This window comes from Pseudorhodoferax aquiterrae (assembly GCF_014652235.1).
In the GTDB taxonomy this organism is placed as follows: Bacteria; Pseudomonadota; Gammaproteobacteria; order Burkholderiales; family Burkholderiaceae_C; genus Pseudorhodoferax; species Pseudorhodoferax aquiterrae.
Map to the genome: position 1 here is coordinate 27,425 of NZ_BMYK01000006.1, position 15,185 is coordinate 42,609.

Annotated in this window: 13 protein-coding genes and 1 pseudogene; 7 read left to right on the forward strand and 7 right to left on the reverse strand. The window is 69.2% G+C overall.

Annotation, left to right across the window (positions count from 1 at the left end; translation table 11 throughout):
* Positions 1-45 precede the first annotated feature (45 nt).
* From IE209_RS11980 to IE209_RS11990, 3 genes and pseudogenes are all read left to right on the forward strand, one after another.
* Entirely contained in the window at positions 46-2,478 is a 2,433-nt protein-coding gene (locus IE209_RS11980; protein WP_229882819.1) for a S8 family peptidase, read from the forward strand.
* A gap of 104 nt (positions 2,479-2,582) precedes the next feature.
* A pseudogene (locus tag IE209_RS11985) lies at positions 2,583-2,798 on the forward strand (nuclease-related domain-containing protein); the annotation flags it as partial.
* A gap of 528 nt (positions 2,799-3,326) precedes the next feature.
* Positions 3,327-4,340 carry a TerC family protein gene (locus tag IE209_RS11990; RefSeq protein ID WP_189687189.1) on the forward strand — a complete coding sequence of 338 codons (1,014 nt, stop codon included), beginning with the start codon at positions 3,327-3,329 and terminating at the stop codon, positions 4,338-4,340.
* 73 nt (positions 4,341-4,413) lie between these two features.
* Here the strand turns inward: IE209_RS11990 and IE209_RS11995 are convergent, their stop codons facing one another.
* Complete coding sequence (locus IE209_RS11995; protein ID WP_189687190.1) at positions 4,414-4,752, reverse strand: hypothetical protein; 339 nt, start codon at positions 4,750-4,752, stop codon at positions 4,414-4,416.
* Positions 4,753-4,948: 196 nt separating this feature from the next.
* Here IE209_RS11995 and IE209_RS12000 point away from each other — a divergent pair, with 196 nt between their 5' ends.
* Positions 4,949-6,412 (forward strand): aminotransferase-like domain-containing protein, encoded by a 1,464-nt coding sequence (locus IE209_RS12000; protein WP_189687191.1) that lies wholly within the window; start codon positions 4,949-4,951, stop codon positions 6,410-6,412.
* Between the two features lie 253 nt (positions 6,413-6,665).
* Here IE209_RS12000 and IE209_RS12005 read toward each other — a convergent pair whose 3' ends face one another.
* The 3 genes from IE209_RS12005 to IE209_RS12015 form a co-directional block, all read right to left on the reverse strand.
* Complete coding sequence (locus tag IE209_RS12005; protein ID WP_189687192.1) at positions 6,666-7,634, reverse strand: Bug family tripartite tricarboxylate transporter substrate binding protein; 969 nt, start codon at positions 7,632-7,634, stop codon at positions 6,666-6,668.
* A 38-nt stretch (positions 7,635-7,672) separates the two neighbouring features.
* Positions 7,673-9,109 carry an NAD-dependent succinate-semialdehyde dehydrogenase gene (locus tag IE209_RS12010; RefSeq protein WP_189687193.1) on the reverse strand — a complete coding sequence of 479 codons (1,437 nt, stop codon included), beginning with the start codon at positions 9,107-9,109 and terminating at the stop codon, positions 7,673-7,675.
* 126 nt (positions 9,110-9,235) lie between these two features.
* Positions 9,236-9,427 (reverse strand): hypothetical protein, encoded by a 192-nt coding sequence (locus IE209_RS12015; protein ID WP_189687194.1) that lies wholly within the window; start codon positions 9,425-9,427, stop codon positions 9,236-9,238.
* Positions 9,428-9,583: 156 nt separating this feature from the next.
* On the opposite strand from IE209_RS12015, the gene IE209_RS12020 reads away from it, so the two are divergent.
* The 3 genes from IE209_RS12020 to IE209_RS12030 all read left to right on the forward strand — a co-directional run bounded on the left by IE209_RS12020 (position 9,584) and on the right by IE209_RS12030 (position 12,102).
* A complete protein-coding gene (locus IE209_RS12020; protein WP_189687195.1) occupies positions 9,584-9,991 on the forward strand; it encodes a 5-carboxymethyl-2-hydroxymuconate isomerase in 408 nt (135 codons plus the stop codon).
* 132 nt (positions 9,992-10,123) lie between these two features.
* Positions 10,124-11,113, forward strand: coding sequence for a Bug family tripartite tricarboxylate transporter substrate binding protein (locus IE209_RS12025; RefSeq protein ID WP_189687196.1), 990 nt, complete (start codon positions 10,124-10,126; stop codon positions 11,111-11,113).
* On the forward strand, positions 11,113-12,102 hold the full coding sequence (locus tag IE209_RS12030) for a 2-dehydropantoate 2-reductase (protein ID WP_189687197.1): 990 nt from the start codon (positions 11,113-11,115) through the stop codon (positions 12,100-12,102). Before IE209_RS12025 ends, IE209_RS12030 begins: the two co-directional genes overlap by 1 nt.
* 9 nt (positions 12,103-12,111) lie before the next feature.
* Here IE209_RS12030 and IE209_RS12035 read toward each other — a convergent pair whose 3' ends face one another.
* The 3 genes from IE209_RS12035 to IE209_RS12045 all read right to left on the reverse strand — a co-directional run bounded on the left by IE209_RS12035 (position 12,112) and on the right by IE209_RS12045 (position 14,772).
* Positions 12,112-13,080 (reverse strand): Bug family tripartite tricarboxylate transporter substrate binding protein, encoded by a 969-nt coding sequence (locus IE209_RS12035; protein WP_189687198.1) that lies wholly within the window; start codon positions 13,078-13,080, stop codon positions 12,112-12,114.
* A 73-nt stretch (positions 13,081-13,153) separates the two neighbouring features.
* Positions 13,154-13,846 (reverse strand): cysteine hydrolase family protein, encoded by a 693-nt coding sequence (locus IE209_RS12040; protein WP_189687199.1) that lies wholly within the window; start codon positions 13,844-13,846, stop codon positions 13,154-13,156.
* Positions 13,846-14,772: an ABC transporter permease gene (locus IE209_RS12045; protein WP_189687200.1), complete on the reverse strand. Its 927-nt coding sequence runs from the start codon at positions 14,770-14,772 to the stop codon at positions 13,846-13,848. The genes IE209_RS12040 and IE209_RS12045 overlap by 1 nt, the downstream gene beginning before the upstream one ends.
* Positions 14,773-15,185: the final 413 nt, after the last annotated feature.

Below are 15,185 nucleotides of genomic sequence, written 5' to 3' on the forward strand. Positions count from 1 at the left end.
GCGTTCACGGCGCCGTCATCAGGCGGAGGCGCGAGCCTTGTTCCGGTGCTCGACCGCGCCCAACACGGCAACGCACTGAAGGCCCAGCTGGTCGCGCTGCGGCCCGTGGCCCGACAGGCCGTCGCTGCCCAACAAGAGCAAGGGCTGGAAAGCGGGCTTGGCCTGCAAGTTCAGTTTGTTGGGCGACCCGACGCGGCGCTGGCCTTCGAGAGCCTGGGCTACGAGCTTGGCAAGGACGCGCAGAAGAAGATCGAGGTACTGAGCGTACGTGTCGACGGCGACATAACCTCTGCCAACGTCTTCGTGCCAGACGGCAAGCTGGCGCACTTCGAGAAGTACGTCGAGGACTATCTTGCCGAGCGCAAGAACGTCAAAGGCCATGCGCTCGATCACCATGCGCTGTTGAACACAGTCTCCGCAATTCGTCGTGCCGAGGTCCGCGCACTGTGGACCGACGATCCAGCCCTGTTACCGCAGAACACGGCCGAAGCCATTTGGTGGGAGGTCTGGCTGCCTGTGCGCGGCGACCGCCTGGCCGTGCTCGCGGACTTCCGAAAGCTGGCGGCGCTGGCCCAGTGCCAGGTCAGCGAACACTACATCAGTTTTCCAGAGCGCACTGTCGTCCTAATGTTCGGCTCGGAACAGCAGTTCTCGACCTCGGTCATGACGCTCAACTGCGTGGCAGAGCTGCGTCGCGCCAAGGAAACAGCCCACTTCTTCGACGGCATGACGCCGCCCGAACAGCAGGAGTGGGTGGACGAAACTCTTGCGCGCCTGACCGTGGCGACTGACGACGACTCGACGCCACGGGTGTGCCTGCTGGACTCGGGCGTCAACCGAGGTCACCCGCTGCTTTCCTCATTCATCGCCAGCGCAGACTTGCACACGGTGGATCCAGTCTGGGGCGTTGACGACACTGCCAACCACGGCACCGGCCTTGCCGGGCTCGTGGCGCTGGGTGACCTGTCGGCGGCCCTGGCCACGGACGGCCCGCTGGCGGTGGCGCACCGCCTTGAGTCGGTGAAACTCACGCCAGAGCAGGGCGCGAATCCTGGTGACTCGCGGCAGCACGGCTACCTGTTTGCCGAGGCTGTCTCGCGGCCCGAGGTTACGGCCCCCCATCGACCACGGATGTTCACGTCAGCAGTCACTTCCGACGATGACCGCGACCAAGGCCGTCCTTCGGCCTGGTCGGCGACCGTGGATCGACTTGCCAGTGACTACGACGGCAACGGCCAGTTTCCTCGGCTCTTCGTTTTGTGCGCTGGCAATACCGAAGACGAGCAGTCTTGGAGGACCTATCCCACCAGCCTGGGTTCACGCGGCATTCGCGACCCGGGCCAGTCCTGGAATGCGTTGACGGTCGGCGCCTGCACAGAAAAGGTCACCATCACCGAACATGACGCACAAGGCCTCGTACCGGTTGCGCCGAGTGGCGGCCTCAGCCCGTACACGCGCACGTCGAACGGTTGGCACACGGCATGGCCCTTGAAGCCCGACGTGGTCTTCGAAGGGGGCAACGCCGGCAAGGATGCGCTCAGCGCCATCGGCATCAACAGCCTGAACCTGCTGACCGTCCACAACCTGCCACTGGAACGCCTGTTCACGACAACCAATGCGACCAGCGCTGCGTCAGCACTCGGTGCACGCATGGCGGCGCAAGTGATGGCGGCCTACCCAACGTTTCGGCCCGAGACGATCCGGGCGCTGATCGTCCATTCGGCCGAATGGACCACCGCCATGCGGGCGGCCTATCTGCCCGCGCACGGCCACGCCAGCAAAGCCGACCATGTGAACTTGATCCGTCACTGCGGTTGGGGCGTGCCCAGTCTGGAGCGCGCGCTCTGGAGCGCAGGCAACTCCTTGACGCTGGTTGTCGAGGACATAGTGCGCCCCTTCCAGAAGGTCACCGGCAAAGGCGTCGTCAGCCGCGACATGAACCTGCATGCGCTGCCTTGGCCGAAGGAGCAACTGCTTGCCCTGCCGCCAGACACCCAGGTCGAGTTGTGCGTCACCCTGTCGTACTTCATCGAGCCCAACCCCTCGGCCCGCGGCACATCATCGAAGTTCCACTACCCGTCACATCGGCTGCGCTTCGATGTGCAGCGCCCGCTCGACGCAACGACCGACGACTTCGTCGCGCGCATCAATGCTGCGGCTGAGCGGGAAGACGACGGCGACCCCATCGACCCACGCGACCCGAACTGGCTGCTGGGCGACAGGCAACGCCACCGGGGATCGCTGCACAAAGACATCTGGCGCGGCACCGCTGCCGAACTGGCCAACCGTGGTTTCATCGCTGTGTACCCGGCCAAAGGCTGGTGGCGCACGCGACCGGCGCAAGAGCGCTACAACCTGCCTGCCCGCTATAGCCTCATCGTCTCCATCCGCACGCCGGAGACCGACGTGGACCTCTATACCCCTATCGCCCAACAGATCGCTGCGCAGGCGGTCGTGCCCGTCGTCGTGAACACCTGAACTCACCTTCGAGATCGAAAAACCCTCATGCTCAGCTGGAGGCGGATCGTGTAGTTTCCCGCCATGGCGGTCCTCATCCCTCCCTAGCCTCGTGCAAACCCCGCATGACCAGCGGCGAGCGCCGCCTCGCCAAACGCCTGGAGCAGCAACTCGATGAGGACCACCTGCTCTGGTACGACGTGCCCATCGGCCCAAAGCAGACGCACCCGGACTTCGTCGTCCTGCACCCGCGGCGCGGCCTGCTGATCCTGGAAACCAAGGACTGGCGGCTGGACACCATCCAGAGCGCCACGCCGCAGCGCTGGGACATCCTGGCCGATGCCGAGCCAGGGGCCGGGTTTGTTCGACGAGATGGTGGACGGCGTGATCCGCGCGGTCGACCGGCGGCAGATCCCCTCAGGCTGCTTCTGGCGCTGCTCGCTTGAGGCACATAGTCCACTTCACCGCTGATGTTGTCGCCAGCGAAGCTGGGGCGGCTGCGACACCGGCAGCGCCGTCCGATCCTGCGTCTCGCGCGAGGACACCGATGTCCACCCCTTCGCCGATCAAGGCCCGCATGCCATTTCCCCGCTTGCCCTGCGGGCACTTCGCGCCTCGCTAGACTGCGCCCGCTCTTATTGGGGAGTAGCCACCGGGATGCGTCTGCAGGCCAGCACGTCGTCCCGGAGCAGCGTCGTCAGTACGGCCGGGGTGCCCTGCACCGCGGCCCGGCGCTGTCAGCCACGGCACCGGTCTCGCACCGCGTCACCGTCGGCACGGCAAGACCAGTCTTGGGTTCGGGAAGCCACCTCGGCGCGCTCTGCAAAGGGCCGCCGGGTGGATCGTTGCGACTCTTTTTGAAGGCTGTCATGCAAACCATCGGTTCACCACTCATGTGGTCCCTGTTCGCTGCGTTCGTCGTCGTGGCCTTGCTGGTCGACTTTTTCGCCATGCGCAAACAAGGCGCCCACCGCGTCAGCACCAAGGAGGCCGCCATCTGGTCGCTGGTGTGGGTGGGCGTCTCCTTCGTCTTCATGGGCTGGATGTGGTGGTACCTGGGCGGCACGGGAACGGACGCCGCCGCACGTGCGCTCGCGGGCGACAAGGCGCTGGAGTTCGTCACCGGCTACCTGATCGAGAAGGCGCTGGCGGTCGACAACATCTTCGTGTTCCTGATGCTGTTCACCTACTTCGCCGTGCCGCCGGAGTACCAGAAGCGCGTGCTGATGATCGGCATCCTGGGCGCGCTGGTGCTGCGCGCGGGCATGATCCTCGTGGGCGCCTGGCTGATCACGCAGTTCCACTGGGTGCTGTACGTGTTCGGCGCGTTCCTGCTGTTCACGGGTATCAAGATGTGGTGGGCCGCCGGGCAGGAGCCGGACCTGGACAACAACCCCGCGCTCAAGTGGATGCGCAGGCGCTTCAAGATCGCGCCGGACTACGACGGCGAGAAGTTCTTCACCGTGGTGAACGGCGTGAAGATGGCCACGCCCATGCTGGTCGTCATCGCGCTGATCGGCATCGTCGACGTGGTGTTCGCGGTGGATTCGATCCCCGCCATCTTCGCCATCACGACCGACCCGTTCATCGTGCTGACCTCCAACGTGTTCGCCATCCTGGGCCTGCGCGCGATGTACTTCCTGCTGGCCAGCATGCACGAGCGCTTCCACCTGCTGAGCTACGGCTTGGCGATCATCCTGGTCTTCATCGGCGCCAAGATGCTGCTGATCGACCTCTACAAGATCCCGGTGGGCTACTCACTGGGCTTCACGGTGCTGGTGCTGGCGGTGACCATGGTGCTCTCGCTCGTGCTGCCGCCCAAGGAGCCGGCCGCCGCTGGCGGCGGCGCCTACCCCTTCGGCGCCAAGGACAAGCACAAGTGACGGAACCCGCCACGGCCGCATCGACCCAGGGCCGTTACCGCGCGGGGCCTCACGGCGCCGGCGCATGCGCCTTTCAGCAGGCGGCGGCACGCGGGCGCCGCCACCATGCCCGCCACACACGCCGCCACCAGCGGTCTCCGCCGTTCGGGTGGCTGGTGGACGCCAGGCAGACGAACTGCGCTGCGGCGCCGCAGGCCTGCACCGCATGCCAGCCGGTCTGCGTGGCCGTCCAGGCCTGGCCCTCGGGCACGTCATGGCGCCCCGCCACCATGCGCTCGGCGAGCCAGTCCGCGGGCCCCTGCACCTGGAGCAGGCCATGCAGCGCGATGAGCATGCTGCCGGCCGGCAGGTGGACATGCAGTTGCTCGCCCGCGGCAAGCGTTCTGGTGGAGGAAGGGGCGAGGTGGTCCATGGCAGGCTCCGGATAAGGTTCAACACATGCTGTGGATCGTAGGAACGGCGCCGCTCCCGGAACAGGCACAGCCGCCGCCCATCTGCACCGGAACAGCGCCGCCGGAACACCATCTGTTATGGTCCCGCTCCGCGCCATCTGCATCTGTTCAGCCGCCAGGCCCCGGCGCAAGATCGGACGGCAGTTCCCACGCGCCATGCCCTCCACGCCCCGCTACCGCCAGATCGCCGAGCACTACCTGCAGGCCATCCGCGCCGACGCGCTGCAGACGGGCGACCGCCTGCCCTCGCTGCGCGAGCTCATGCAGTTGCATGGCGTGAGCCTGTCCACCGCGCTGCAGGTCTGCCGCAGCCTCGAGGCCGAGGGCTGGGCGGAGGCACGCGAGCGCTCGGGCTACTTCGTGACGCGGCCGCGGCGCCTGAAGATCGTGCCCATGGACGAGCCGGCCACCGACCGCGCGCCGGACCCGGCGCAGTTCGTCGGCATCCATGAGAAGGTGTCGGCCTTCGTCACGCAGCGGCGTTCGCACGCGGTGCACCTGAACCTGTCGACGGCGCGCGGCGCGCCCGCGCTGTACCCGGCCGAGGCCATGCGCAACGCCGTCACGCGCGCGCTGCGCCAGCATCCCGAGCTGCTGACCCAGGCGACGCCCTCGCGCGAGCGCACGCCGTTCCGCGAGGCCGTGGCCCAACGCGCGGTGCGCGTGGGCATGGCGCTGTCGCCCGAGGAGGTGCTGCCCACGCACGGCTGCATCGAGGCGCTGAACCTGGCGCTGCGCGCCGTGGCCCAGCCCGGCGACACCGTGGCCGTGGAGTCGCCCACCTTCTACGGCCTGCTGCAGGTGCTGGAAACGCTGGGCATGCGCGCGCTGGAGATCCCCACGAGCCCGCAGACCGGTTTGTCGATCGAGGCGCTGGAGTTGGCGATCGCGGCCTACCGCGACATCAAGGCCGTGGTGGTGGTGCCGCATCTGCAAAACCCGCTCGGCAGCGTGATGCCCGATGCGCACAAGGCGCGGCTCGCGGCGCTGTGCGAGCAGCAGGGCATCGCGCTGATCGAGGACGACACCTACAGCGAACTGCTGGACGCGCCGGCGCCGGCGCGTGCGCTCAAGTCCTTCGACCGCAGCGGCAACATCATCCACTGCGCCTCGCTGCACAAGGTGCTGGCGCCTGGGCTGCGGCTGGGCTGGATCAGCGCGGGCCGCTGGCAGGCGCGCGTGGAGATGCTCAAGTACGCGCAGTCGCGCAGCAACGAGGCGCTGGCGCAGTGGGCGGCCGGCGGCTTCATGGCCTCGGGCGCCTACGACCGGCACCTCAAGCAACTGCGCGCCCACCTGCGCACGCAGCGCGAGCGCACTGCCGAGGCCATCGCCCAGCACTTCCCGCCCGGCACGCGGCTGAACCTGCCGCCCGGCGGACTGCAGCTGTGGGTGGAGCTGCCCCGGCAGCTGTCTTCGGTGGCGGTGTTCGATGCTGCCTTGCGCGAGCACATTCTGGTGGCGCCGGGCACGCTGTTCTCCAACACCACGCGCTGCGACCACTACGTGCGCATCAACTGCGGCCTGCCGTGGACGCCGGCGCTGGAGGCCGCGCTGCAGCGCCTGGGCGAGATCGTCTGCGCGCAGCACGCGGCCGGGCCGGTGCGCGATGCGGCCTGAGACGACACACCACCCGCATCGCACAGCATCGGCTTGCAAGGAACTGGTCGAACGGCCGCGGAGCAGGCCATGCCAGTGCACCCGCGGGACCGGCTCTGCCGGACCGCTGGGGAGGCCTTGCAGGCCGCGCCGAGCCAGAGGCTCGGCCCCTCGCCAGGCACATCAGATCCCCCGGATCTGATGTGTCCGGGCTCGGCCCCTGGAGGGGGATGGGACTTCTACACGCAGTGAGAAGTCCAAACGGGGTGGTCGATTATTCGATCTTGGCGCCCGACGCTTCGACGATGCCCTTCCACTTCTGGTAGTCGCTCTTGACCAGCGTGGCGAACTGCTCGGCCGTCATGCGCTGCACCTCCGCGCCCTGGGCCTGGACCGCGGCCACCATGTCGGGCATGGCCAGCAGCTTGTCGACCTCGTTGTGCACGGTGGCGACGATCTCCTTGGGCGTGCCCGCCGGCAGGAACAGGCCATACCAGGTGCTGACGTCGAAGTCCTTGTAGCCGAGCTCCGCGACGGTCGGGATTTCGGGCGCGGTGGAACTGCGCTTGGCCGAGGTCACGGCCAGGGCGCGCAGCTTGCCGGACTTGAGTTGGCCGATGGCCGAGGGCAGCGAGGACACCATCAGGTCCACGTTGCCGGCCAGCACGTCCATCATGGCCGGGTTGGAACCCTTGTACGGCACATGGCGGATGTTGATGCCGGCCGCGGTCTTGAAGATCTCGCCGGCCAGGTGGATGGTGGTGCCGTTGCCGGGCGAGCCGTAGGTGATGGTGTCGGGCGCATTGCGCGCCGCGGCCACCACGTCGCCCAGGGTCCTGAAGCGCGAGGTGCTGGACGTGACGATCACCACCGGCGTGTAGGCGATGTGGGACACCGCGACCAGGTCGCGCGTGGGATCCCAGGGCAGGTTCTTGTACAGCCAGGGGCCGACCACCAGGTTGTCCTTCTGGCCCATGACCATGTCGTAGCCCGTGGGCGCGCCGCGCACGGCCTCGCCGATGCCCACGGTGCCACCGGCACCGGCGCGGTTCTCGGCCACCACGGTCCACTTGGTGACCTCGGTCAGCTTGGCCGCCACCAGGCGCGACAGGATGTCGGTGCCGCCGCCTGGCGGGAACGGCACGATCAGGCGGATCGGCTTGCTCGGGTAGGCCTGTGCGAGCGCCAGGCCCGGGGCCAGCGCGCTGGCGGCCAGCGCGCTGCAGAAGGTGCGGCGGAACATCGAAGTCTCCTTGTGGGTATGGGGCAGCGCGCGGACGCTCAGACGTTGGTGATCGACACCGAACGCGTGTTCAGGTAGGCCTCCATGGCCTCCGGGCCGCCTTCGGAGCCGTAGCCCGAATCCTTGATGCCGCCGAACGGCAGTTCCGCCGAGGGCGTGGCGGGCTGGTTGACCCACAGCATGCCGACTTCCACGCGCTGCGACAGGATGTGCGCGTTCTTGAGCGAGCTGGTGAAGGCATAGCCGGCCAGGCCGAACGACAGGCGGTTGGCCTCGCTGATGGCGTCCTCGATCCTGTCGAACGGGCGGATCGCGGCCATGGGGCCGAAGGGCTCGTCGTTGAAGACCTTGGCCGACAGCGGCACGTCGTTCAGGATGGTGGGCTGCCAGAAGTTGCCCGCATCGCCGATGCGCTCGCCGCCGACCAGCAGCTTGGCGCCCTGCTTGACGGCGTCTTGCGTGAACTCGGCCATGGCCGTCAGGCGGCGCGGGTTGGCCAGCGGGCCCATGGTGGTGCCCTCGGCCAGGCCGTCGCCGACCTTGAGGCCGCGCGCGTAGGTGGCCAGGGTCTCGGCGAATTCCTTCTGCACGCTGCTGTGCACCAGGAAGCGCGTGGGCGAGATGCAGACCTGGCCCGCGTTGCGGAACTTGGCGGCACCGGCGGCCTTCACGGCGAGCTGGATGTCGGCGTCCTCGCAGACGATCACGGGGGCGTGGCCGCCCAGCTCCATGGTCACGCGCTTCATGTGCTGGCCAGCCAGGCCGGCCAGCATCTTGCCGACCGGCGTGGAGCCCGTGAACGTGACCTTGCGGATGATGGGGTGCGGGATCAGGTAGTTGGAGATCTCGGCCGGGTTGCCGTAGACCAGGCCGACCACGCCGGCCGGCACGCCGGCGTCGGCGAAGGCCTTGATCAGCGCGGCGGGCGAGGCCGGCGTCTCTTCCGGTGCCTTGACCAGCATGGAGCAGCCGCTGGCCAGCGCGGCCGACAGCTTGCGCACCACCTGGTTGATCGGGAAGTTCCAGGGCGTGAAGGCGGCGACCGGGCCGACCGGGTCCTTCACGACCAGCTGGCGCACGGCCAGGTTGCGCGAGGGCACGATGCGGCCGTACACGCGCATGCCTTCGTCGGCGAACCATTCGATGATGTCGGCGGACGCCATGGCCTCGACCTTGGCTTCGGCCAGCGGCTTGCCGTTCTCCTGGGTCAGGATGGCGGCGATCTCGCCGGCGCGCTCGCGCATCAGCGCAGCGGCGCGGCGCATGGTCTTGGCACGCTCGATGGCGGGGATGTCGCGCCAGACCTCGAAGCCCTTCTGCGCGGCTTCCAGGGCGCGGTCCAGGTCCTTGGTGCCGGCATGCGCGACGCGGCCGATTTCCTTGCCCGTGGAGGGATTGAACACGGCCAGCGTGCGGCCGTCGGCGGCGTCCTGCCATTCACCGGCGATGAAAAGTTGGGTGCTGGGGTAGGTCATGGCAATCTCCTGGGAAGTCGGACAACAGACAAGGAAAGGCGAAAGCGGGCGATTGTCCACGGTTTCGACAACGCCCATGGCGCTGCCGGGGTACGGCCCCGCACACAGGAATGGCGTGGCTTGTGCTCAGGCGCGCAGGAAGCTGCGGCTGTCGTGGCCGCGCACGCGCGCGAGCCGGCGCATGAGCCGGTCGATGGCCACCGGATCGGGCTCCAGGTCGCACTGCAGCTCGAACAGCGTCTCGCGCAGGCGCCTGATCAGCCGCGCCTGGCGCAGGCTGGGCGCGGGGCGCGTGGCGGGCAGGTGGTGTTCGGGCATGGGGCGGCTCCCGAGGGATGGGGCGGGCCACCGGCCCGCACAAACGCATTCTGCGAAGGCGGGCCCGTGCGCACCGTCGGCCCCCAGCCAGCGGACGTGTAGGCCATGGGACGACAGCGGCACAATGCCCGGCTTTCACCGCCCGGAGACCGCGCCATGCCCCACCTCGTCGTGCTGTACAGCCCCAATGTGGAACCGGGCACCGACATGGGCGCGCTGTGCCGCCAGTTGTCCGACACCATGCTGGCGCAGCGCGACGATGCCGGCAGACAGGTGTTCCCGACCGGCGGCACGCGCGTGCTGGCCTTCGCCGCCACGCACTACGCCGTGGCCGACCACCAGGGCGACTACGCCTTCATCTACCTGAACCTGCGCATGGCCAGGGGCCGGCCCGCGGCGCTGCAGCAGCGCATCGGCGAGGCATTGATCGCCGCCGTGCGCGAGCAGCTGGCGCCGGTGTTCGGGAGCCGGCACATCGGCGTCACGTTGCAGATCGACGAAGGCCACGAGGTCTTCGACGCCAAGCACAGCAACCTGCATCCGCTGTTCGGCCCCCCGGCCTGAACCGGGGGCGCCGGCGATGGCGCACTGCAACATACTAGAAAACACGGGGGTCGGCGGCACCGGCGCGCGCCCACAATGGCGCGCCCAGCGGCGCCAATGCCGCGCACAACTTGTCCACCCGAGGAGTACAAAATGCCCATGAACCGCCGCCAACTGCTGCAGTCCGCTAGCGCCGGCGCCCTGCTGTCGGCCATCGGCCAGCACGCCCTGGCCCAGGCCCACCCCGAGCTGCTGCGCATCGTCACCGGCTTCGCCGCCGGCGGCACCTCGGACACCATCTGCCGGCGCGTCGCGACCCAGCTGGCGCCCAGCTACGCCAAGACCGCCGTGGTGGAGAACCGCACCGGCGCGGGCGGCCAGATCGCGATCCAGTTCGTCAAGTCGGCCGCGCCCGACGGCGGCACGCTGCTGCAGACGCCCACGTCCATGCTGACGATCTATCCGCACATCTACAAGAAGCTGCCGTACGACCCCAAGGCCGACCTGGCGCCCGTCTCGCTGGGCTGCGTGTTCGACTTCGGCCTGGCCGTGGGCCCGGCCGTGCCGGCCAGCGTGAAGAGCGTGCCCGAGTTCCTGGCCTGGGCCAAGGCCAATCCGGCCGGCGCCAACTTCGGCTCGCCGGCGGCCGGTTCCACGCCGCACTTCATCGGCGCGCTGCTGGGCAAGAGCGCCGGTGTGGACTTGAAGCACGCGGCCTACCGCGGCACCCAGCCGGCCATGCTGGACCTGCTGGGCGGCAACGTCTCGGCCGTGTCCGGCCCGGTCGGCGATCTCACGCAGCACCTGGCCAGCGGCAAGGTGCGCATCCTGGGAACCTCGGGCAGCAAGCGCAACCGCTTCGCGCCCGATGTGCCCACCTACGAAGAGCAGGGCATCAAGGAGGGCACGCACAGCGAGTGGTTCGCCTTCTTCCTGCCGGCCAAGACGCCGGCCGACACCGTCAACCACCTCAACGCCGCGATGAAGACCGCGCTGGCCAACAAGGACGTGGTGGACGGCCTGGCCACTTTCGGCCTGGAAGCCATGTCGTCCTCGCCAGCCGAACTCGCCGACCTGGTGGCACGCGACACGGCCAAGTGGGGCCCGATCGTGAAGGCCGTGGGCTTCACGGCCGAAGGCTGATGGCGGCGCGCTTCCAACGCGTCTGCGTGTTCGGCGCCGGCGCCATCGGCGGCTGGATCGGCGCGCGCCTGGGCCAGGCCGGCTGCACGCTGAGCGCCGTGGCGCGCGGCGAGACGCTGGCCGCGCTGCAGACCCACGGGCTGCGGCTGGACCAGGGTGGCCAGGTGCTGACCGCCCCCGTGCGCGCCAGCGCCGACCCGGCCGACCTGGGTGTGCAGGACCTCGTGCTGGTGGCCGTGAAGGCGCCGGCCATGGCCCAGGTGGCCGCGCGCATCGCGCCGCTGCTGGGCCCCCAGACGGTGGTGCTGACGGCCATGAACGGCGTGCCCTGGTGGTTCTTCCAGGGCTTCGGCGGCGACTACGCGGGCCGCAGCCTCGAGAGCGTGGACCCGGGCGGCCGCATCGCCGCGGCGATCCCGGCCGAGAGCGTGCTGGGCTGCATCGTGCATGCCAGCTGCGCGCTGCACGGGCCTGGCTTCGTCAAGCACCATTTCGGCAACCAGCTGATCCTGGGCGAGCCGGCCGGCGGTGCCACCGAACGCGTGCAGGACCTGGCCGCCTTGCTGACCCGCGCAGGCATCGACACCCAGGTGTCCGCGCAGATCCAGAAGGACTGCTGGTACAAGCTCTGGGGCAACATGACCGTGAACCCGATCAGCGCGATCACCGGCGTGACCACCGACCAGATCATGGACGACGATCTCGTGCGCGGCCTGGTCACCCAGGTCATGCTGGAGGCCAAGGCCATCGGCGCGCGCATCGGCATCCCGATCGCGCAGCAGCCCGAGGACCGACACGCGGTCACACGCAAGCTCGGCGCGTTCAAGACCTCGATGCTGCAGGACGTGGAAGCCGGCCGTGCGGTGGAACTGGACGCGCTGGTCGGCGCCGTGCGCGAACTGGGCCAGATCACGCAGACGCCGACGCCGTTCACCGACGCGCTGTTCGGCCTGGCCCGGCTGCATGCGCGGGCGCGCGGGCTGTACTGAAGCCTGCTCTCAGCTGGCCACGATGCCGGCCTTGCGCACCACCTCGCCGAGGCGGCCCGTCTCCTCGGCGATGAAGGCCGCGAACTCCTTGCCGGCCAAGGGCCGCGGGATGCAGCCGCTGTCGGCGATGCGCGCCGCGACGGCCGGGTCGCGCACGGCGGCCAGCGCCTGGGCTTCCAGCAGGGCCTTGCGGGCCGGCGGCACGTTGGCCGGCAGCAGTAGGCCGAACCAGCCCACTGAGACCAGATCGGTGCCGGCCTCGCGCAGCGTGGGCACGTTGGCGAAGGCCGGCACGCGCACGTCGCTGGTCACGGCCAGGGCCTTGACCTTGCCACCGCGCGCCAGGCCGGCGGCCGCCGAGATGGTCTGGAACATCACGTCCACGCGCCCCGCCATGAGGTCGGTGTTGGCCGTGCCGGTCTCCTTGTAGGGCACGTGCACCATGTCGAGCCTGGCGGTGCTGCTGAACTGCGCGCCGGCCAGGTGCAGCGAGGTGCCGTTGCCGATGGACGCGAAGGTCGCACCGCCGGGCTTCTTGCGTGCGTAGGCGATGAACTCCTCGACCGTGCTGGCGGGCGAGTCGGCCGGCACGATCATGAGGTTGGGCACGGTGGCGATCAGCGCGACCGGCTCGAAGTCGCGCTCGGGATCGAAGGGCAGCGTGCGGAAGAGGAAGCGGTTGACCGCCAGCGGCACGCCGGTCAACAGCAGCGTGTAGCCCTCGCGGTCGCCCTGGGCCGCAGCCTGCGTGCCGATGTTGCCGCCCGCACCGGCGCGGTTGTCCACCAGCACCTGCTGGCCCAGCGACTGCGCGAGCTTCTCGCCCACGGTGCGGCCCAGGAAGTCGGCCGCGCCGGCGGGCGGAAACGGCACCACCAACCGGATCGGGCGGGCCGGATAGGCGTCCTGCGCATGCAGCCCGGTGGCGAGCGTGGCGGCGCCTGCGGCGAGGAAGGTGCGGCGGGTGGAAGCGGTCATCGGCAAGGCCCTTGGGGTGAGGTCAGCGGAGCCCTGCCCGGCGCAAGAAGCGCGCCATGCCACGCAATTTTTCTCAGCGGCCTGCGCGAGAACCGACGCTCCATTGCGCCAGCAGCGCCGCCGAATCCATGACCAGCCCCAGGTGCAGCGAGACCATGCTGAGCGCCGCGGCCTCCAGGTGGTCGTCGGTGCCGCGCACCAGGTCGCGCAGCACGATCACGCGGTAGTTGTGGTTGTTGGCGTCGAAGGCCGTGTTCAGCACGCAGCAATCGGTGAAGCCGCCGTCCAGCACCACGGTGGTGATGCGCTGGTTGCGCAGCAGGAAATCGAGGTCGGTCGGGTAGAAGGCCGACAGCCTGCGCTTGTTCTCCACGCGCAGGTCCTGCGGCAGCACCTCGGTGACCCACTCGGTCCAGCGGCTGCCTTCGATGGCGTGCGCGTCGGCGTTCGGGATCGCGCCCACGTGCAGCGGGAAGGTGCGGCGCCAGGCCGCGGGGATGCCGGCCAGGTCGTCGGCGCCGCCGGGACGCAGCACCGACTTGACGTGCACGATGGGCACGGCCAGCGCGCGCGCCGCGCGGTGGAAGGCGTCGATGGGCGCCACCACGTCGCGCGCCCGTGGCGCAGGACAGGGGCAGTCGGGGCTGTCGTCCAGGTGGCCGCGGTGCATGTCGATCGAGATGACGGCGGTGCTCGCCGGATCGAGGTAGTCGGCGAAGTCCGCGGGCGTGACCTCGCGGACTTGCTCATAGACATGGATCTGCATCAACGCTCCTCACGGACATAGGGTTCGCCCAGCGCGCCGGGCTGGCTGGTGTCGCCGCCACGCCTGCCGACGGCCACCCAGATCATCACGCCCAGCGTCACCAGGTAGGGCGTCATGAGCACGAAGTACTGCGGCAGCTGCACGCCGGCCGCGGCCAGCTGCGGGATCAGTGCCTCGATGCAGCCGAACAGCACGGCGCCGGCCAGCGCTTTCCAGGGCGACCAGCGCGCGAAGATGACCAGGCCCACGGCGATCCAGCCGCGGCCGCCCGTCATGCCGGCGATCCAGAGCTTGGTCGACAGCAGCGAGATGGTGGCCCCGGCCAGGCCCACCAGCGCCGCGCCGGCCAGGATGGCCAGGAAGCGCATGCCGCCGACCGAAATGCCGGCCGCATCGGCGGCCTGCGGGTTCTCGCCCACGGCGCGCAGCTTGAGGCCCGTGGCCGTGCGGTTCAGGAACAGCACCACCGCAGCGAAGATGAAGGGCGTGAGGAAGGCGACGGGGTTCTGGTGGAACAACCCGCCCACCACCGGCAGCGCGGACAGCGGCCACAACGCCACCGCGCCCTGGGCCGTGACGGGCTGGTTGGTCCAGCCCAGCAGCGTGCCGAGCAGGCTGGACAGCCCCTGGCAGAAGAACACCAGCGCCAGTCCGGCGATGACCTGGTGGATGCGCAGCCACACCACCATGACCGCGAACAGCACGGAGACCGCGCTGGCGGCCGCCATCGCCAGCAGCAGCGAGATGCCGGTGGCGCCGAAGGCCAGCTGCGCGCCGATGGCGACGAGCGCGCCGACCAGCATCAGGCCCTCGGCGCCGAGGGCCAGCACGCCCGCGCGCTCGGTCAGGATCAGGCCCAGCGCGGCGAGCGCGTAGGGCACGGCGAAGTCGGGGACGCTGCCCAGCCAGTGGCCGATCAAGTCCATGCCAACACTCCCGCGGCCAAGCGAAGCGATGGCCCGTGTGTGACCCCGCTCCCGGGGCCCCTGTGCCCACGCCGAGGAGCGCAGTGGCCTGGGCGGCGCAAGGGCACCTTGCGCTTCAACATCTGACTCATCGTGCTTGTTTGAGCGAAGTGAACGCAGTGAACGAAGCAAGTTGCACGATGCGCCCAGGCCGCGAGCACCGCAGGTTGCCCGGAGCGCCAGCGGAGGGTCGGGGGCACCGGGGTCGCCTTCTCTTTGGTTACTTTCTCTTGGCGAAACAAGAGAAAGTGACTGCGCCGCCGGGCGCATATCCCGGCCTCTGGTGCTCGTGCGATCACTACGTCTGATCGAAGTGAGGAGGCGGGGTTTTCGCCCCCGCACGACGACCTACTTTTCTTGCTTCGCCAAGAAAA